Source organism: Pedobacter xixiisoli, assembly GCF_900215335.1.
GTDB lineage: Bacteria > Bacteroidota > Bacteroidia > Sphingobacteriales > Sphingobacteriaceae > Pedobacter > Pedobacter xixiisoli.
Genome location: NZ_OCMT01000002.1, coordinates 322,749 through 339,082, shown reverse-complemented (window position 1 = coordinate 339,082; position 16,334 = coordinate 322,749). Strand labels below are relative to the sequence as shown.

Annotated in this window: 15 protein-coding genes; 12 read left to right on the top strand and 3 right to left on the bottom strand. The window is 36.4% G+C overall.

Features of this window, described 5'->3' with window-relative positions; translation table 11 throughout:
- Positions 1-8: 8 nt before the first annotated feature.
- The 5 genes from CRO54_RS07625 (at position 9) to CRO54_RS07605 (ending at position 6,463) form a co-directional block, all read left to right on the top strand.
- On the top strand, positions 9-644 hold the full coding sequence (locus CRO54_RS07625; RefSeq protein WP_171047859.1) for a DUF4397 domain-containing protein: 636 nt from the start codon (positions 9-11) through the stop codon (positions 642-644).
- 357 nt (positions 645-1,001) lie between these two features.
- On the top strand, positions 1,002-3,725 hold the full coding sequence (locus CRO54_RS07620) for a DUF11 domain-containing protein (RefSeq protein ID WP_097130598.1): 2,724 nt from the start codon (positions 1,002-1,004) through the stop codon (positions 3,723-3,725).
- A gap of 40 nt (positions 3,726-3,765) precedes the next feature.
- A complete protein-coding gene (locus CRO54_RS07615) occupies positions 3,766-4,527 on the top strand; it encodes a hypothetical protein (RefSeq protein WP_097130596.1) in 762 nt (253 codons plus the stop codon).
- A 27-nt stretch (positions 4,528-4,554) separates the two neighbouring features.
- On the top strand, positions 4,555-5,478 hold the full coding sequence (locus tag CRO54_RS07610) for a T9SS type B sorting domain-containing protein (RefSeq protein ID WP_097130594.1): 924 nt from the start codon (positions 4,555-4,557) through the stop codon (positions 5,476-5,478).
- 1 nt (position 5,479) lies between these two features.
- Complete coding sequence (locus CRO54_RS07605) at positions 5,480-6,463, top strand: PorP/SprF family type IX secretion system membrane protein (RefSeq protein ID WP_097130592.1); 984 nt, start codon at positions 5,480-5,482, stop codon at positions 6,461-6,463.
- Between the two features lie 52 nt (positions 6,464-6,515).
- On the opposite strand, the gene CRO54_RS07600 is transcribed toward CRO54_RS07605, so the two are convergent.
- Positions 6,516-7,904, bottom strand: a complete 1,389-nt coding sequence (locus tag CRO54_RS07600; RefSeq protein WP_097130591.1) for an MBL fold metallo-hydrolase RNA specificity domain-containing protein — start codon at positions 7,902-7,904, stop codon at positions 6,516-6,518.
- A gap of 343 nt (positions 7,905-8,247) precedes the next feature.
- Between CRO54_RS07600 and CRO54_RS07595 the strand changes: the two genes are divergently transcribed.
- From CRO54_RS07595 to CRO54_RS07565, 7 genes are all read left to right on the top strand, one after another.
- Positions 8,248-8,727, top strand: a complete 480-nt coding sequence (locus CRO54_RS07595) for a YMGG-like glycine zipper-containing protein (protein ID WP_097130588.1) — start codon at positions 8,248-8,250, stop codon at positions 8,725-8,727.
- Positions 8,728-8,920: 193 nt separating this feature from the next.
- Positions 8,921-9,298, top strand: coding sequence for a hypothetical protein (locus tag CRO54_RS07590; protein ID WP_097130586.1), 378 nt, complete (start codon positions 8,921-8,923; stop codon positions 9,296-9,298).
- On the top strand, positions 9,289-10,140 hold the full coding sequence (locus CRO54_RS07585) for a hypothetical protein (protein ID WP_097130584.1): 852 nt from the start codon (positions 9,289-9,291) through the stop codon (positions 10,138-10,140). The genes CRO54_RS07590 and CRO54_RS07585 overlap by 10 nt, the downstream gene beginning before the upstream one ends.
- Entirely contained in the window at positions 10,130-11,062 is a 933-nt protein-coding gene (gene miaA, locus CRO54_RS07580) for a tRNA (adenosine(37)-N6)-dimethylallyltransferase MiaA (protein ID WP_097130582.1), read from the top strand. The genes CRO54_RS07585 and miaA overlap by 11 nt, the downstream gene beginning before the upstream one ends.
- Positions 11,063-11,605: 543 nt before the next feature.
- Positions 11,606-12,130, top strand: coding sequence for a hypothetical protein (locus CRO54_RS07575; protein ID WP_097132304.1), 525 nt, complete (start codon positions 11,606-11,608; stop codon positions 12,128-12,130).
- A gap of 166 nt (positions 12,131-12,296) precedes the next feature.
- A complete protein-coding gene (locus tag CRO54_RS07570; RefSeq protein WP_097130580.1) occupies positions 12,297-12,839 on the top strand; it encodes a DUF3347 domain-containing protein in 543 nt (180 codons plus the stop codon).
- Positions 12,840-12,959: 120 nt separating this feature from the next.
- The gene (locus CRO54_RS07565) at positions 12,960-14,228 is read left to right on the top strand and encodes a citrate synthase (RefSeq protein WP_097130579.1); all 1,269 of its coding nucleotides are present in this window, start codon (positions 12,960-12,962) and stop codon (positions 14,226-14,228) included.
- Between the two features lie 186 nt (positions 14,229-14,414).
- Here the strand turns inward: CRO54_RS07565 and CRO54_RS07560 are convergent, their stop codons facing one another.
- Together CRO54_RS07560 and CRO54_RS07555 are read right to left on the bottom strand one after the other, a co-directional pair.
- A complete protein-coding gene (locus tag CRO54_RS07560; protein WP_097130578.1) occupies positions 14,415-15,425 on the bottom strand; it encodes a hypothetical protein in 1,011 nt (336 codons plus the stop codon).
- Positions 15,426-15,723: 298 nt separating this feature from the next.
- Positions 15,724-16,281 carry a hypothetical protein gene (locus CRO54_RS07555; RefSeq protein ID WP_097130576.1) on the bottom strand — a complete coding sequence of 186 codons (558 nt, stop codon included), beginning with the start codon at positions 16,279-16,281 and terminating at the stop codon, positions 15,724-15,726.
- Between the last annotated feature and the right edge of the window lie 53 nt (positions 16,282-16,334).

Here is a 16,334-nt window from a genome sequence, read left to right as displayed (position 1 = left end):
GCTTATTAGTGCTTGCTTTAGTTATGTTCTCGGCTTGTAAAAAAGATCCACCAATATTAGAAGAGGGGATTGCTAAAGTTCGTTTTGTGAATGCATATATGAATGCCGATCCACAAGATTTTTATCAAGACCAGGAGAAACTAACTAATAACGCAATAGCTTATCTAGAATATAGTGATTATCTGACGGTGAAATCCGGACAGAGCGTAATATGGTCTAATAACGCGATAGAAAACAAAGCTACTGCCGCAGTTGATGGCATATTGTACAATGGTTATCAATACACTTTATTTTATTTTCAAACCAAAGATTCGAAACCTGCTATTGCCGGATATATTAATGAGGTTAAAACACCTGCGAGCGGTAAATTCAAGGTTAGATTTTTGAATCTGTCCACGTCTTTTAATGACAAGCCTTTAGTGATAACAGGTGCTAACACTACTGTTATTAACGCAGCCTTGAACTATGGTGATAATCCTATCTATACCGAGTTGCCAGTTAATAGCGAAATCAAGGTGGGTATAAAAGATAATAGCAACGTTACAATTCTAAATGTCAACGAATTTAAGGAAGCTAAATCGTATTCAATTTGGTTTGATACTACAGATGGCGTGAAAGTGAATTACCATGTAGTACAGCAATAATATTTGTAGTAAATAGATGTAGGCTAGGTCGTTGCAGTAAAATGCAACGACTTTTTTGTTGGGTAAAATTGGGGAATTGAAATGCTCGCTATAAATCTGTTTTAATGAAGTCTGTTGTTAAGTTTGTGTAAAAAAATCTACATAAATATTTGTTTTAATGTTGTTTTTAAATAAACTGTAGAAAAAATTTCACTGTGTGTGAAATAAAATATATTTTTGGGGAAGTCACTCCTATAGGTTTTAAAGCTTTGGCAGTAAAAATACAAACACAATAAAAGAATAGACACACAATTTGTTAAGATTTATACCTCTCGGAATAAAATACTTAAGCAATTCGTGCAGATGTTTTAGTTAGCTATGATAAAAAATGATGCGCTAAAATTTCCTGTAGATAAACAACGTGCTGTGCTGAGCAAATGCTTATGTGTAGTGAGAATTTTGATCTCTAAACTTTTTCAATTTAAACTTCCTTTTTATAACAATCTTGTTTTTGCATTCGGTTTTCTGCTATTGTTTTTTAGTAAAACAGTATTTGCCGAGGGAAGTAAAGATCTATACCCTGCCACTGCCCAAGGTAACAGAGCTTTTTTGTATGCTAATATAGACAATCAAAACTGGTTAGATAGATATCCTTTTAAAACTAGGGGTGCTCATTTTGTTTACGCAAAAAATGGAGAGGCTATTGCGGTAGCTTCAAGTGCTTATGGCTACCAGGGTGCTCAGATAGTAATAACACCACCAAATGGCCCATCAGTTATATATAATTATGATGGAAGTACAGGTCGTATTCAAAATCGAGCTCAAGAACTGCAGGGGCCTCGATGGAGTGGAGCTCCTGCAGCAGGCTATGCTCCTGTAGTTGTAAATGTCAATGCAGCTCAGGAAGGTATTTGGAGAGTAGAATTTTTGGCGCCAAGAGGTAATGGGAATAGTGATGATATCAGTGCCGCTGATGTAGCTGCTACTGCAAATTGGACGCAGCCAATGGCAAATACATCAAATCTTATCGCTGCTTGGGATGTGTCTGTAAGAAATGCTGCTAAAACTGCATGGTTAACCGGCCGTGTATACGCCAATGTTTTAAATCTGTCAATCAGTCCGAACTTTAGAGAGGAACGAGGTTTTTATGTAACAAATTACATTCTTACCGAAGATGGTAGGGCTTATAGGGTGCAAACCAACGGGAATAATGGTTGGGCTTTTACTTTTTTCTCTAATAATAACGGCTTTGCGGTTAATGGAGTTCCAACCTATAAAAGTTTAAATGCTTCAACAGTTGCCGCACTTTCGGGACTTCATGATCCCAGAACACTTGACGATCCATTAAATAAGACACATAAAATTTTTTATGGTAAGCCTAATCCAGACCTTCCGGAGACAGCAAATGCTTTTGTTACCACGGCCAATCAAACCATGTGGCTAAAGAAGGATGCCATTCTTCCAATTATTACCGATGTAAAGTTTATTGGTGTAGAAGGAACTGAAGGTAAAATTAGCCGTAAAGGTGCTAACATCAGCTTTAATTCCTCTACATCGGGAAGTTTCCAGATTGTAATTCCTATAGCAAGTGGCGCAAATCGTATTATTAACGGTGCGGCAGTACAGGGGTATAATGAGATTTTTTGGGACGGAAAAGATGGTAATGGTAATTTTTTGTCCGCTGGAGCTATCTCTCCATCAGTGCAAACTTTCCTAAGATCTGCAGAGGTGCATTTTCCTTATATCGACATGGAGATCAATCCTAATGGTATCATCATCGAGTTAACTGAAAATAATACGAATTATACTGTTGATCCAACTAAAACAAATCCGGCCGAATATAGCGATAAAGTCTATTGGGACGATTCTAGTATAGATAATGCTGGTAACGCTGGTAGAGGTAGCTCGAATCCATTTGTAAATTTAACTGGAATTAGTAGTAGATCAAATGGACATAAATTTGGAAGATATAGCACTAACACCAACGCTACCTATCACTTTGGTGATGCTAGGTCGATGGATACTTGGGCATATATAGAAAGTGATAGAAACATCCATTTGGTTAATATAGAGGTTTTAGAGGCGAACTTAAAAATAGAATCGATATCTCCAGATTTAAGCCAATATTTTTCGGGTAATAAAATTACTTACAACATTCGTGTTCAAAATGATGGCCCTTCGGCAGCTAATGGGTCGCGTTTGGCTATCAGTTTACCTGCAGGATTAACCATTGGTACTGTTACGCAAGCAAATGCTAGTACTGGCGTTACGGTGAGTAATACTGCAACTGTAGGGCAAACTTTCTCTGCCTTACTCAATCTGCCAAATCAAGGTGCTATCGATTTTTTAGTGGAAGCGACCTTTACGGGAAGTTTTAATCGAGTGTTCGACAATACCAAAGCGAGCATATTAAGACCTGCAGATTTAACTGATCCAGATGCTACTGGTAATAATGCTGCTGGACCCGTAGATGCAGATGAGGAATGTTTAAATGGCGCTACAACTGGTGTGGGCTTGTGTAATAACATCAAATACAATACAGTTAATGGCCAAGAGATATGCCAGGGTAGCAATATCACACCTATAATTTACACTTTATCTCCAGACGGTACTCAGTTTGAAAACTCAACACCTCTTCCCGATGGATTAAGTGCGCAAAATGCTGGAAATAACAGAACTGTAAGCGGAGCTTTATCTGCCTCGGGTATACAAACGTTTTTTATTAAAACACTGAACACAAAAAGAACGCAGACCAACGTAATTCTAAGGTCAAATGCTTTGCCAGATGCTACAGCCAACGGCCCGGTAAGTTTATGTGTAGATGCAACTGGTAATCCTGCCATAAGTTTCAAAGGATCTGGTAGTACTGTTTCTTACGAATTCAGCTACGCCATTAACAATGGTGCTGTGCAGACCGTAACCACACCAACTGGTTCAGATACTGCCACAATCGCAATTCCTGTAAATAATACTGGGGTATTTACCTATAAACTAATATCTGTTAAAGATTTGGCAACAGGCTGCAGCCAGACAAAAAATGTTGAGGTTGAGGTAACTATTTTCCCAAAACCTGCACAAGCACATATTCAGCTTATTCAATAAAGAAAATAAAAAAATTAAAGAACAATTAAATTAACAAAGAATGAAAACAACAATTACCCGCACTTTTTTAGCAACATTAGTTTTGTTGCTAAGCTTAACTTTCTCAAGTTACGCACAAACGTATTATAATCTTTATTTATGTGGTACCTCAACTGCAAAGCTCCACATGCCAGAAGAGACTACGCTTACAGCAAATTCTGGGGATGAAGTACATTGGTTTTTAGATGGAAATCCGGTAGGTTTACCAATTCCGTATACTGGCGCTAATAGTACTGACCTCACTGTGCCTGCAAGTTTACCAGTTGGCTTACATAATTATACTTCTGCTATTAAATCTAAAGATGGCTGTTTAGGTCCTCAATCTACTCCTTTTACCGTTTACAAATTGCCTAATAAAACCATAGCGCTAAGCGCACCAACTAATGCATCATATTGCGAAGGCAACGCTGGTTCTGCGGCTTCTTCGGTAATTACAGCTACGGCTACTCCTGATTCAGCATTACCAGACGGTGTGGGTTATACATATACTTGGTCGGCAACTCATAACGGTACGCCTGTAGTACCAATTACTAATATTGGTGCTTTAAGTGGTAATGCGCCTAATATCAATAACACGTTTACACTTAGTACAACTGTAATTGGTAGTTATGTTTTTAACGCTACAGTAACGTATGCTTTATTAGCAGGAAACACAGGTACATTAATGGCCAATAGCGCATGTGAAGCCTCTACAACAACTTCTCAGACTATTACAGTTATAGCTAAACCTAGTCAGCCTACAATTGTATTGGGAGCTAACTAAGCTGCTATTTAGGTTTTTACCTAAAGAATGGTTCTTCGTAGACTGATATATCTGATAGTGATACTTCTGCAGGTTAACCTTGCAAAGGCTCAAACCATACCTCATAGAGAGTTCGCTGGAACGCCCGTAACCCTTCGGTTGGCTAATCCAGATGCTAACTTTACTTATCAATGGTATAGGGATGGCCGTGCTTTGCCTGGGCAAACGAGTTCTACGCTGATCGTTACTGAAACTGGTAACTACCGAGTAATGGCAATTAATCAGGGAAACTGCGCTTCTGATTTGTCGGATGTGTTTTCTGTATTTTTTATGGATTCCGATTTGGAAGTAACTAAGAAATCTGACGCAAGAGCGGTTGGACCTAACGAGACTTTCGAGTACATCATTACGGCCATTAATCATGGAAATACAGATAATACGGCTGTTTTGGTGGAAGATGTACTGCCAAGTTCGCTTAGGTTTATTAGTGTAAATAAATCCGAAGAAGTAACTTACATCAACGGTGTTATTAAATGGAATATTCCATTGCTAGTTGTAAATGTACCACAAGAATTAAAAATACAAGTACAGGGCAAGATAGAAGGTTTAGTAGCTAATACTGCTAAAATTAGCAGCACTAGTGGCTTGTTAGATCCAATTCCAAGCAACAATCAAGATACTGACGAAAAAAACATTATTGGCAATATCAAAGTACCTAACGTAATTACTCCTAACGGCGATGGTAAAAACGATGTACTCAAGATAAAAGGAATAGAGCTCTATAAAGAAAATAGTTTTGCCATCTTCAACAGGTGGGGTAACGAAGTGTTTAGAAGTTCGGGTGGCTATCAAAACAACTGGAATGGCGACGGGTTAAGCGAAGGAACTTATTACTATGTGTTAAAATTAGTTTCTAGGGAAGGAATATCTAGTAGTGTAACAGGTTGGATTACTTTATTAAGAGATAAATAGGATGGAAAGAAGAAGTTGGTATATTATCTTTCTGTTAACGCTCACTGGCTTTGGCGGCTTTGCGCAACAAGATGCGCAATACAGTCAATATATATTCAATGCGGTTTATATCAATCCTGCATACGCGGGTTTTCGGGAGCGATTAAACTTCAATGCAACATATAGAAACCAGTGGACGGGCATAAACGGTGCGCCAAAGAGCTTCTCATTGGCCGTAGATGCGCTCATGCCTAACGAACGTGTAGGTTTGTCGCTAACGCTTGGTGCCGACCAATTGGGCGCTCAAAAGAACTTGTCTGCATTTGCTAATTATGCCTATCGCTTTCCTGTAGATGAAGATGAAACTTCCAAGCTGGCTTTCGGTTTGGGTGTGGGCTTCCAGCAGTTTGGTATCTATGGAGATATGCACGAACTAGGGGACGAGGGCGATAATTCACTGTCGCTAACTACCATGAGAAAGCTAGTGCCTGATGTACGTGCTGGAGTATTTTTTTCTACACCAAAGATGTATGTTGGAGCTTCGGTAAATAACCTTATTGGTAAGTATATTTTAGATAAGAAGAAGCTAGATTTCAATTTCCCAACGCCAGAACCACATTTCTACTTAACAGGTGGTGCTTTATTTCCAGTAGTAGAATATGAAATAGACTTTAAACCTGTATTTCTAATTAAGGATGATGCAGCTGGTCCAACAGTATTGGATTTAAATGCGTTCTTCTTATTCAAACAGAAGCTTTGGATTGGTGGTGGCTACAGGACAGGCATCAAACTTTACGATAAGCCTGCTGTAATCGGTAACGTAAGAAATCCTAATGCATTAATTGGCATGGCCGAATTTTTTGTGAATGATAACCTTAGGATAGGTTACTCTTACGACCATAGTTTGGGTGGTTTGGCAGGTTATAGCGGTTCTACCCATGAAATATCTGTCAGTTGGAATTTCTTGAACGAAAGAGAACGCCGTATCAATTTCTGTTATTTTTAACATTACATCAATAAGTTAGCGATCCAATCTTTAACTTATTGATGTTTTTCTTTTAAAGCTCATAGCCTACGCCGCGTTCTGGTATTTCAACTTCGTATCCTTCAGTTTCTAAAGCGGTCTTAAATGCCGAAAGACTATTGATTTCGCCATGCACCAAAAATACTTTCTTCAAACTATTTGATGACTGTTGTTTCACCACATCCATCAAGTCGTTGTGGTCGCCATGGCCACTCAGTAAATCTGTTTTAGCAATTTTGGCATAAACCATCAAATCTCTATTTCGTAAACGAACAATAGGGTCGCCACGCAAAAGTCTATCGCCTAAAGTTCCTTTGGCACAATATCCAATAAAGAGAATGGTGCAATAATAGTTTTGTATGTTGTAGTAAAGATGGTCCTGAATCCTACCGCCTTCCAACATTCCTGCAGAAGAAATAATAATGCAAGGGTCTAGGTAATTACTTACCGCTAAACTTTCCTGTTGTGTTTTTAAGTAGGTGAGGTTCTCAAATTCAAATTCATCGCCTTTGGCCTGATAAAAACTTTGTGCCTCTTCGTTTACATATTGGTGGTGTTTGCGATAGATATCTGTAGCATGGTTAGCTAACGGACTATCTACAAAAACTTCAACTGGAGGTAATAACCCTTTGCTAAAAATCTGGTTCAGTTTAAAAATAAGCGACTGTGTTCTACCGATACTAAAAGCAGGTATAATTAAACGCCCCGGGTTCTTAACGCAGGTTTCTTCAATTGTTTTAATCAATGTATCTTCCAACGAAGCATCTTTACTGTGGAAACGGCCGCCGTAAGTAGATTCACAAACCAGATAGTCTACTGGTGGCAAAGTATCTGGGTTTACCAAAACTGGATAGTTTTTCCTGCCAATATCGCCTGTAAAAGCAATTTTCTTTATGGTACCTTGGTCGTTAATAGTTAATATAGCTGCTGCGGCACCTAACAAATGTCCAACAGGCACAAACGTCAGTTCAATATCTCCATTAATTCTAAAAGACTTATGGAAACCAATAGTTACAAACCTATCTACGGTTTCCATTACATGTTTTTGCAGATACAAGGGCTGTGGTCCACTGTGATGTTTTTTCCTATTTCTAGGTTTCTTTTTTTGCTTACTCAAGAAAATATTAACCGAGTCGAACAATAATATTTCAGTTAAATCTGCCGTTGGTCCAGTGCAAAGAATTTGTCCATCATAACCCATTCTAATTAAAGTAGGTAAGTTGCCAGAATGGTCTATATGTGCATGGGTAAGTATAACGAGGTCAATGTTGCTTGGGTCAAAAGGGAAAAAAAGGTTCTGTTCCTGATGGTTTCCTTTCTCGTAATCCAGTCCGCAATCTATTAAGATGTTGTAGTTGTTGATTTGTAAAAGGTGCATGCTTCCGGTAACTTGTTGAGCAGCACCCCATATGGTTAATTTCATCTGTCGATATAAAAATTAAGTTTACAATATATGTTTTTGTATCCAATACCCGACAACACACGTGTATTTTTTTGTAGAATTTTTGCCTAGAGAATACTAGAAGATATTTTAGTTATCCACAAAGTTAAGTAGGAAATAATATTGGTTTTTTGATGTTATAGGCTGCTTTTTGTGATTTTAATGTGAATTAATAACTAAGCTAAAAAGTGTTGTTGTTTCGTTTGTAGTTTCGGTTTTGGCATAGTTTTTTACAATTATGGGTTGTTGAGATATTGAATAACGAAGCGACTATGATAAACTATTCCAGTGTAAATAGATAGCTTCTATAATTAAAACTAAGAATATGAAAAGGATATTAATGATAGCTGCAATTGGTGCAACAGTTTTGGCATCTTGCGGTAAAAGCGAAAAGCAAGTAGCTTTAGAGAAACAACAAGCATTAACAGCTTACAGAGATAGTATCAAATTAGATAGTTTTAAACGTGCTGCTGTTGAGACTGAGAAAAGAAAAGTAGAAGAACAACATCAGGCCGAGCTGACAGCAGCCAGACGTAGTGCCGCTAGGTCTTATAGCTCTGGCAATACGGTAACTTCAACAACTTCCTCTGGCGGTGTAACCAGTACACAAGCTAAGAAAAAAGGATGGAGTGATGCGGCAAAAGGTACTGCAATTGGTGCTGGTGTAGGTGCAATTGGTGGCGCTTTAATTGATAAAAAATCTGGAAGAGGTGCCATTATTGGTGGTTTGACAGGTGCAGGTGCTGGATATGTAATCGGTAGAGCCGAAGACAGAAAAAGTGGCCGTGTACAACCTAAGCAATAAACTCTATCATATATATAGTAACGCCCATGTCTCAGACATGGGCGTTTTTTGTTTGTAAATTTTTAACTTGAAATTAGTAATAGGAAATTAATCATTTCATCTGTGGCTAAATAAAACGAACATTTTCAAACTATGTGTGTTTTTTTAACAAAAACATTTACTTTGTGCATCAACTCATCTTAAATCTATAGCAATGAAAACAGATTTGATAGAAATTTTTCAAACCATTAGAGCCTCAATGCAGCCTTACGAAACGTTAGGGTTCAATTCTAGGATTAACTCTGATAAGGATTATGACCTTTGGAGCGATAAAAATGTGGTGCTCTTAGGTAAAAAACGAAATGAAATTTATTTCGCTGGCTTAAAGATTATGAAGAGTAGTGTCACACTTCATTTCATGCTCATTTATACCAATCCAGAAATGAAGGAATTGTTACATCCCGATTTGTTGAAGCTACTGAAAGGTAAATCATGCTTTCATTTCAAAAAACTGGATGAGGTGATGATGGAACACATTTCGCTTGCATTTGATATAGGTTATAAAGCATATAAACAAAACGAATGGGTATAAATCCGTTATTTCAGGAAGACTTCTTTTTACCTATTCAGGATAAATATCATGCGGTAGAAAACAGACATACGCATCCATTTTATATAGTTGCTATCAAAGGAACGGTCTACGTAAATTTAATTCCTTTAGGTTCTCCATTGCTACCACAGCAATTACTGTCATTACAAGTTGCTTATCAGCAGAAAGGTATTTTGTTAGTTCATTTGTGGGAAGACGTTTGGATAAATAAAAGGGAGCAGGTGTTGGGCAGGATTCATTCTTTTTGTGGTCAAAATAGAAGTTTGCATGGCAGAAAGGCGAAGGTGGTAGAAGTAGATGTGGCACAAGCTAAAAGCTTTTTAGAATCCCATCACTTACAGGGCTATATCAAAACAAAATACAGTTTGGGTTTAATGTTTGATGGCGAATTAGCTGCGGTAGCTTGTTTTGCGGCCTCTAGACCAATGAAAAGCAAAGGCGAACATTACAAATCTGCAGAGTTGGTGCGTTTCGCTACCAAAGCAGGTATCACCATTGTTGGCGGTTTGGGTAAACTAGTTAAACATTTTTTACAACTGGTTTCGGTAAATGATTTAATGACCTATGCCGACCGTGATTGGTCTTTAGGTAAAGGCTACGATAAATTAGGCTTTCATTTTTCTGGAACAACAGAGCCTACCGTATTCTATGTAGATACTATAACGATGAATAGGTATCAATCCCATCGTCTACCAAAAAAAATACTAACTGCCTTTAATGAGCAAAATATCTTAAATTTGGATGATTTTTTAACCCAGAACGGCTTCTTGAAAGTGTTCAATACGGGGAATCTCAAATATCATCTTTATACCAATGTCGGATAAGAATCTTTTGATTGTACTAGGCGCAACTGCAGTTGGAAAAACAAGGTTGGCTGTGCAGTTGGCTAAAGAATTTGATGGAGAAATCATCAGTGCAGATAGTAGGCAGGTTTTTAAGGGGATGGATATCGGTACAGGAAAAGATTTGTCTGAATATGAAATTGAAGGATTTCAGATCCCATACCATCTTATCGATATTAAACAAGCTGGCGAACGTTACCAAGTAAATGCTTTCAAAGAAGATTTTTATCAAGCCTTTCAAGTCATTACTCATCAACAGAAATTGCCGATTTTATGCGGCGGTACAGGCATGTACATTCATAGCCTGCTGCAAAATCATGAATTAACTGCAATTCCAGTAAATGAAGAACTGCGTAAGGAACTGTTGCCGCTCCATAAAGAAGGGTTAAGACAAAAACTAGAGAGCTTTCCTTTAGCACTTAGAAAACAAGCCGATGAAAGTTCTTCTAAACGATTAATCAGAGCGATTGAAATCGCATATTTCCTCAGTGAAAACGGTGATTTTACAGTTGAGGAAAGACCAGCTTTGAAACCTTTAGTCATTGGTCTATATAATGATGTAGACACACGTAGAAGGAAAATCATCTCACGATTAGAAGCACGCCTTGCTAACGGTTTAATAGAGGAAGTACAAAGTCTGCGATTAAAAGGTGTAAGCGAAGAAATGCTGGTGTTTTATGGCTTAGAATATAAATTTGTAATTGCTTATCTCAACAATGAAATTAATCTAGATACATTGAAAGAGCGTTTAGGTACCGCTATTTGTCAGTTCGCAAAAAGACAAATGACCTTCTTTAGAAAGATGGAAAAAGATGGTGTACTAATCAATTGGATTGAAGCAAAAGAAGAAAATGCATGGGTAGAAAGTGAAGCTTTAAAAATAGTAGAGCAGAATTTTTATTGAGAAACTGTTTAAATTTCAATGAAAATAAATACTTAGGCGGTTGGAGATACCCGCCTATAGTGAGCCTCTAGAGTTTGGTGTCCTCACCAAACTCAACCTGTCAAATATTTATTCCATTATTAAACAGTTTCTAAGTATTTCACATCTTTCAACATACTTGAGTATTATATTTTTAAAATAATCATGTTATAAACTTGTGCAATTGTAATAGGTTTGTGTAGTTTTTAGTACAGTTTTTAACTAAATCAATTCCTATTTTCTTGAATGTTTTTTTGTGTTTGTTTTAATATGTAATTGGTTGTTGTATAATGCTTTGTTTTGTGTTTTTGTACTTTTTGCTTTAAGTGTGGCATGTGGTTTGAATATTCAGTAGCAACTGGTTATTGTGAAAAATTGCAGTAAAAAGTTTAATGAATAATTAAAACATAATGAAAGCATCACTTGTTGATAGCATCATTACCATTAAAAAACAAAAACATAAACACAATGATATGGTCTACTAATGAGAGATTCATTATCATTAAAACACAAAAAGATAACACAATGAAAAACTATACTAAAATCTTGGCAAGTGCAGCAGCTGCAATAGCCTTGTTCGTAAGTACAAATGTCAATGCTCAAAATTCAGAGCCTACTAATCCATCTAGACAAAAACTAGGTATTGGTTTAAATATCGGTGCAGGAACGAAAGATGGCCTTGGGTTAGCAATTGGTGGAGATTTGCGTTATCAAATAGATATTGATAGACAACTATCTGTTCCAGTTTCTGCAGGTTATACTAATTTTTCTGTAAAAGATAATTACGGTGGTGGCAGTTTCGGCTATATTCCTGTTAAAGCAGGTTTAAAATATTTCTTTAGTAATTCTGGATCTGGAGCATATGCTATGGCAGAGGCCGGCGCTGGTTTTGGAACTAAAAGTGGAACTGGTACAGCTTTCGTTTATGCACCTACAGTAGGTTATTCTTGGAGTAACGGTCTAGATTTGGGCGCTAAATACGAAGGTTATTCAAATAACGGTAACATTGGTTATGCTGGTATTCGTTTAGCTTATGGTTTCAAACTATAATCGTATCGTTAACAAATTATAATCACAATATAATATTATTAGGCCTCGGTAATTTTATCGGGGCTTTTTTGTGGGTTTTAGAATTATAAATGCTATTTTGAGCACAAAACAGAACACACCTTTATTGGATTGTTTCCCAAATAGCAATCCTTAAAATAAAACACGTATGCAAGGGAAAAAATATATTGGCTTAATGGCAGTAGCATTCACGGCGTTAGTGGCATGTAACAGCAATAAGCAATCTACTGAAACAAAAGATACTACGGTTGTAGCCGCAGATACCTCACTGGTAAGTTCGCTAGCCTTTCAAGATGAAAAATTGCAGAATATTTACGCCGCCTATATCAAACTTAAAGATCAATTGGTAGCAACCAAATTAGAAACTGCAAAACCTGCAGCCACTGAACTAGCTACAGCTTTAAAAGGTTTTGAAGGTTGTGAGAATGCAGCTGCAATTGCTGGTAAAATTGCTGAAGCAAAAGATATTAAAGCACAAAGAGCTGCTTTCACAGATTTGAATGTAGAAATTATTCCTGTTTTTAAACATGCTGCATTAACTTCTGGAACTATTTACGTACAACATTGTCCAATGGCTAATAATGGTGATGGGGGAGATTGGCTTTCATCGGAAAAGAAAATCCAAAATCCATACTATGGAGATGAAATGATGGAGTGTGGAAGAGTAGCGGAAGAAATTGTGGCGAAATAGACGCTGAAACATTAGAATTCTATTAGAAAACGTAAAAAAGTGTAACAAGTGTATAATTGTTTCCGCTTAAATTTTAATAAAAGAAAATAACTACTTATAATTATATAAAATTTTAGATATATGTCAACTACTGCAGAAATTAAGATAGACGGACAGACTTACGAGTTCCCAATTATTACTGGAACTGAAGGAGAGAGAGCTATCGATATTTCCAAATTAAGAGATCTTACTGGTCACGTTACTTTAGATTTTGGATATAAGAATACAGGAGCTACAAAAAGCGCTATTACATTTTTAGACGGAGAAGAAGGTGTTTTAAAATATCGTGGTTATCCGATTGAAGAATTAGCTGAAAAAGCATCATTTTTAGAAGTTGCTTACTTATTGATCTATGGCGAACTACCTTCTAAAGAAACGGTAGAGAAATTCCAAAAGGATATCAGTATGCACACGCTGATCCACGAGGATATGAAGAAGTTTTTTGATGGTTATCCTTCAAAATCTCATCCAATGGCTCAATTGTCTTCATTAGTTTGTTCACTTTCTACCTTTTATCCAGAAAGTTTAGAAGCTAACCAATCAGAAGAACAAAAAAACGAAACTATCATTAAAATGCTAGCCAAAATGACAACCATTGTGGCTTTCATCTATAAAAAATCTTTGGGACATCCATTGATCTATCCTAAAAACAAATACGATTATATCACTAACTATCTTTGGATGACTTTCGGTCAGCGTACTGAAGATTTTGAACCAAATCCAGTAGTGGTTAGTGCAATGAATAAATTATTGATTCTTCACGCAGATCACGAGCAAAACTGTTCTACTTCTACCGTAAGAATCGTAGGTTCATCAGATTGTAACCTATATGCTTCTATCTCTGCAGGTATTTCTGCACTTTGGGGCCCGCTACACGGTGGTGCTAACCAAGCAGTAATCGAGATGTTAGAGCGCATTAAAGAAGATGGTGGTGATACCGATAAATGGATTGCAAAAGCAAAAGATAAAAATGATCCTTTCCGTATGATGGGCTTTGGTCACAGAGTTTACAAAAACTTTGATCCAAGAGCTAAAATCATTAAAAAGGCTTGTGATGATATCTTAGAAAGCTTAGGTATCAATGATCCAGTATTAGAAATTGCTAAAAAGTTAGAGCAAGCTGCACTAACAGATCAATACTTTATCGATCGTAAATTGTATCCAAACGTAGATTTCTACTCGGGTATCATTTACAGAGCTTTGGGTTTCCCTTCAGAAATGTTCACAGTTCTTTTCGCATTAGGTCGTCTGCCAGGATGGATCGCTCAATGGAAAGAAATGAGGGAAAATAAAGAGCCTATCGGCAGACCACGTCAAGTGTACGTTGGTGATGTAGATAAGCATTTGTAAACAAGTACTCTCTTTACAACCAAATATGTTAATGCTAAGCCGGTGGATTGCCGGCTTTTTTTGTGGGGCAAATTTTCTAATAATATTACAGGTATATTGAATAGTCTGCTTAAAAGTTATAAGATAACCAGATCGTTGCAAAAATTATGAAAAGAGAATTGAAAACTTGGCTTTTAGTTGTTAAGCTTAATCCAGCATAAAATAGATTCTGTAATACCCATACCCTGATACGTAGAATTCTTTTGAAGCTTCTGTTCTAGTTAAATTCTTTAGTTGGTTTGTATTAGTCAGGTTTCCATTGTGAACGGCAATCATACGATATGCTTTCAGCATTTTATCGTAAACGGCAGATATGATCGTTTTACCTGAATGCTCCAATAGTTCATTGCTGTAAAAAACTGGTACGTCGTTATTGTAAAAAAAAGCAATTTCATAAATATTTACGTAGCTATCAAAGTCATTATATCCATAACGTTTTTTGGCGACATTATCTTCTCTGGGCCAATTACCACCATTAATATAATCACGTATGATTGAGAAGCTAACTACAGTAGGTACGTGTTTACCACTGCTCATACTTGGATTCCATCTTGGCTCCGATGCCAAAAATACATCTATAACTTTCGATAGGTAAGTTTGTTTGGCTTGTTTAAAGCTTCCACTTTTATCAACCATTATATTTATCGATGTGATTGAAGATATAGAGTCTTTTAATAGTTTACCCTGAGTTATTTGCTCGTTAATAAAATCGTGTAATCTTTTAGAAAATGCTTTAAAACCACCTCTAGGTACAGCATAACCATGCATTGAAATAAAACTGTAAACAGTATCTTCTGTTTTGTATGCTATATCCACCATTGCACTATCTAATCGATCATCGAAATATAGTACACCTGTTAATTTAGTATTATCTTTTATTTTGAGAACTTTATTAAGTTTAATTGACAGAGACTTATTTGATTTTTCAGAAAATAATGAATTGACATCACTAGTAAATGAATAACCATCTGAATGGGAAGATTTGATTTCAAAGCTTTTTTGTAAGCCACGTATATTGGTTCCAGAAAAATGTTTTTCCAGTAGCGATTTAACATTAAAGAGAACTTGGTTTTCCTTGGATATCTCTTTCCCGATTTGAGCAAAAGATTGCGATATTAATGCAGTTAATATAAATAAGAGGAGCGTAGTTTTTTTCATATTTTAATAACGCTGGTTGTGGTTTCAACTAAAAGATTTAAAATCATTGAGCTTTTGCTGTCCTTTGCTTTGTGTTGCAATTTGAATAACGTTTAATGCTTCTAATCTTTATTTCTTTTTTTTTCTATTTATTTCTTTTTCTTCACTCCCGTTGCTAGTTGGGATTTGTAATCCCGATTCTACTATCAATGGATTTGTAATCCATATTTTATTACTAATAACTTATTGATGTTAGTACAAGATTACCGAGATGTACTTTCAATCTTTGCTCTTTATTCCTTGTTCTTTAATCCTTAATCTATTTCTTCACCTTCCAACCTTCTTCTTTATCATATTTTAAACGATAAGTTTTGGTAATAAATTCGCTATTTTCTTCTGGTTTCTTTTGAAAAGCAGCAAATGGTGTATTTACTTTTTTAAGCGATACGGTTACTTTGGCGGTTGCATCATTTACTTTAGAAAAGTCTACAGGTTTTTCTTCCGTCAATTCATAAGTTACGGCTTTAACTGTGGCTTTATCTGTTTCTTGCTTTAACACAAAATCGCTAGCTTTTTGGGTTAGCTTGGCGCTGTAAACATAGCTGCTATCTTTAGAAAGGAATTTCTTTTTAGAACTCAATAATGTTAAGGTGATGTAGCCTTCATTCGCCAACTTGCGATAATTTTCCAACTCCGCATATTCTTTTTCGGTATTGAATTTCAACTCGCCGAAGTCAAAACGGGTGGTTTTATATTCTGGATTGCCCTTTAGGTAAGTGATAATTACTTTTCCAGCTTCATCGGTATTGATGCTAGAACTATTTTTACAAGCAAATAGGACAGAAGTTATTAGGGCGATTAATATTGTTTTTTTCATAAAATCATTAATTTAATATATCAATATTACCCTCTCTGCCCTGTGGGCATCTC

What these genes read in the sequence shown, in the direction of transcription:
- CRO54_RS07620 (WP_097130598.1), top strand. Translation starts at nt 1,002, where the DNA reads ATGATAAAAAATGATGCGCTAAAATTTCCTGTAGATAAACAACGTGCT.
- CRO54_RS07615 (WP_097130596.1), top strand. Translation starts at nt 3,766, where the DNA reads ATGAAAACAACAATTACCCGCACTTTTTTAGCAACATTAGTTTTGTTG.
- CRO54_RS07610 (WP_097130594.1), top strand. Translation starts at nt 4,555, where the DNA reads ATGGTTCTTCGTAGACTGATATATCTGATAGTGATACTTCTGCAGGTT.
- CRO54_RS07605 (WP_097130592.1), top strand. Translation starts at nt 5,480, where the DNA reads ATGGAAAGAAGAAGTTGGTATATTATCTTTCTGTTAACGCTCACTGGC.
- CRO54_RS07600 (WP_097130591.1), bottom strand. Translation starts at nt 7,904, where the DNA reads ATGAAATTAACCATATGGGGTGCTGCTCAACAAGTTACCGGAAGCATG.
- CRO54_RS07595 (WP_097130588.1), top strand. Translation starts at nt 8,248, where the DNA reads ATGAAAAGGATATTAATGATAGCTGCAATTGGTGCAACAGTTTTGGCA.
- CRO54_RS07590 (WP_097130586.1), top strand. Translation starts at nt 8,921, where the DNA reads ATGAAAACAGATTTGATAGAAATTTTTCAAACCATTAGAGCCTCAATG.
- CRO54_RS07585 (WP_097130584.1), top strand. Translation starts at nt 9,289, where the DNA reads ATGGGTATAAATCCGTTATTTCAGGAAGACTTCTTTTTACCTATTCAG.
- miaA (WP_097130582.1), top strand. Translation starts at nt 10,130, where the DNA reads ATGTCGGATAAGAATCTTTTGATTGTACTAGGCGCAACTGCAGTTGGA.
- CRO54_RS07575 (WP_097132304.1), top strand. Translation starts at nt 11,606, where the DNA reads ATGAAAAACTATACTAAAATCTTGGCAAGTGCAGCAGCTGCAATAGCC.
- CRO54_RS07570 (WP_097130580.1), top strand. Translation starts at nt 12,297, where the DNA reads ATGCAAGGGAAAAAATATATTGGCTTAATGGCAGTAGCATTCACGGCG.
- CRO54_RS07565 (WP_097130579.1), top strand. Translation starts at nt 12,960, where the DNA reads ATGTCAACTACTGCAGAAATTAAGATAGACGGACAGACTTACGAGTTC.
- CRO54_RS07560 (WP_097130578.1), bottom strand. Translation starts at nt 15,425, where the DNA reads ATGAAAAAAACTACGCTCCTCTTATTTATATTAACTGCATTAATATCG.
- CRO54_RS07555 (WP_097130576.1), bottom strand. Translation starts at nt 16,281, where the DNA reads ATGAAAAAAACAATATTAATCGCCCTAATAACTTCTGTCCTATTTGCT.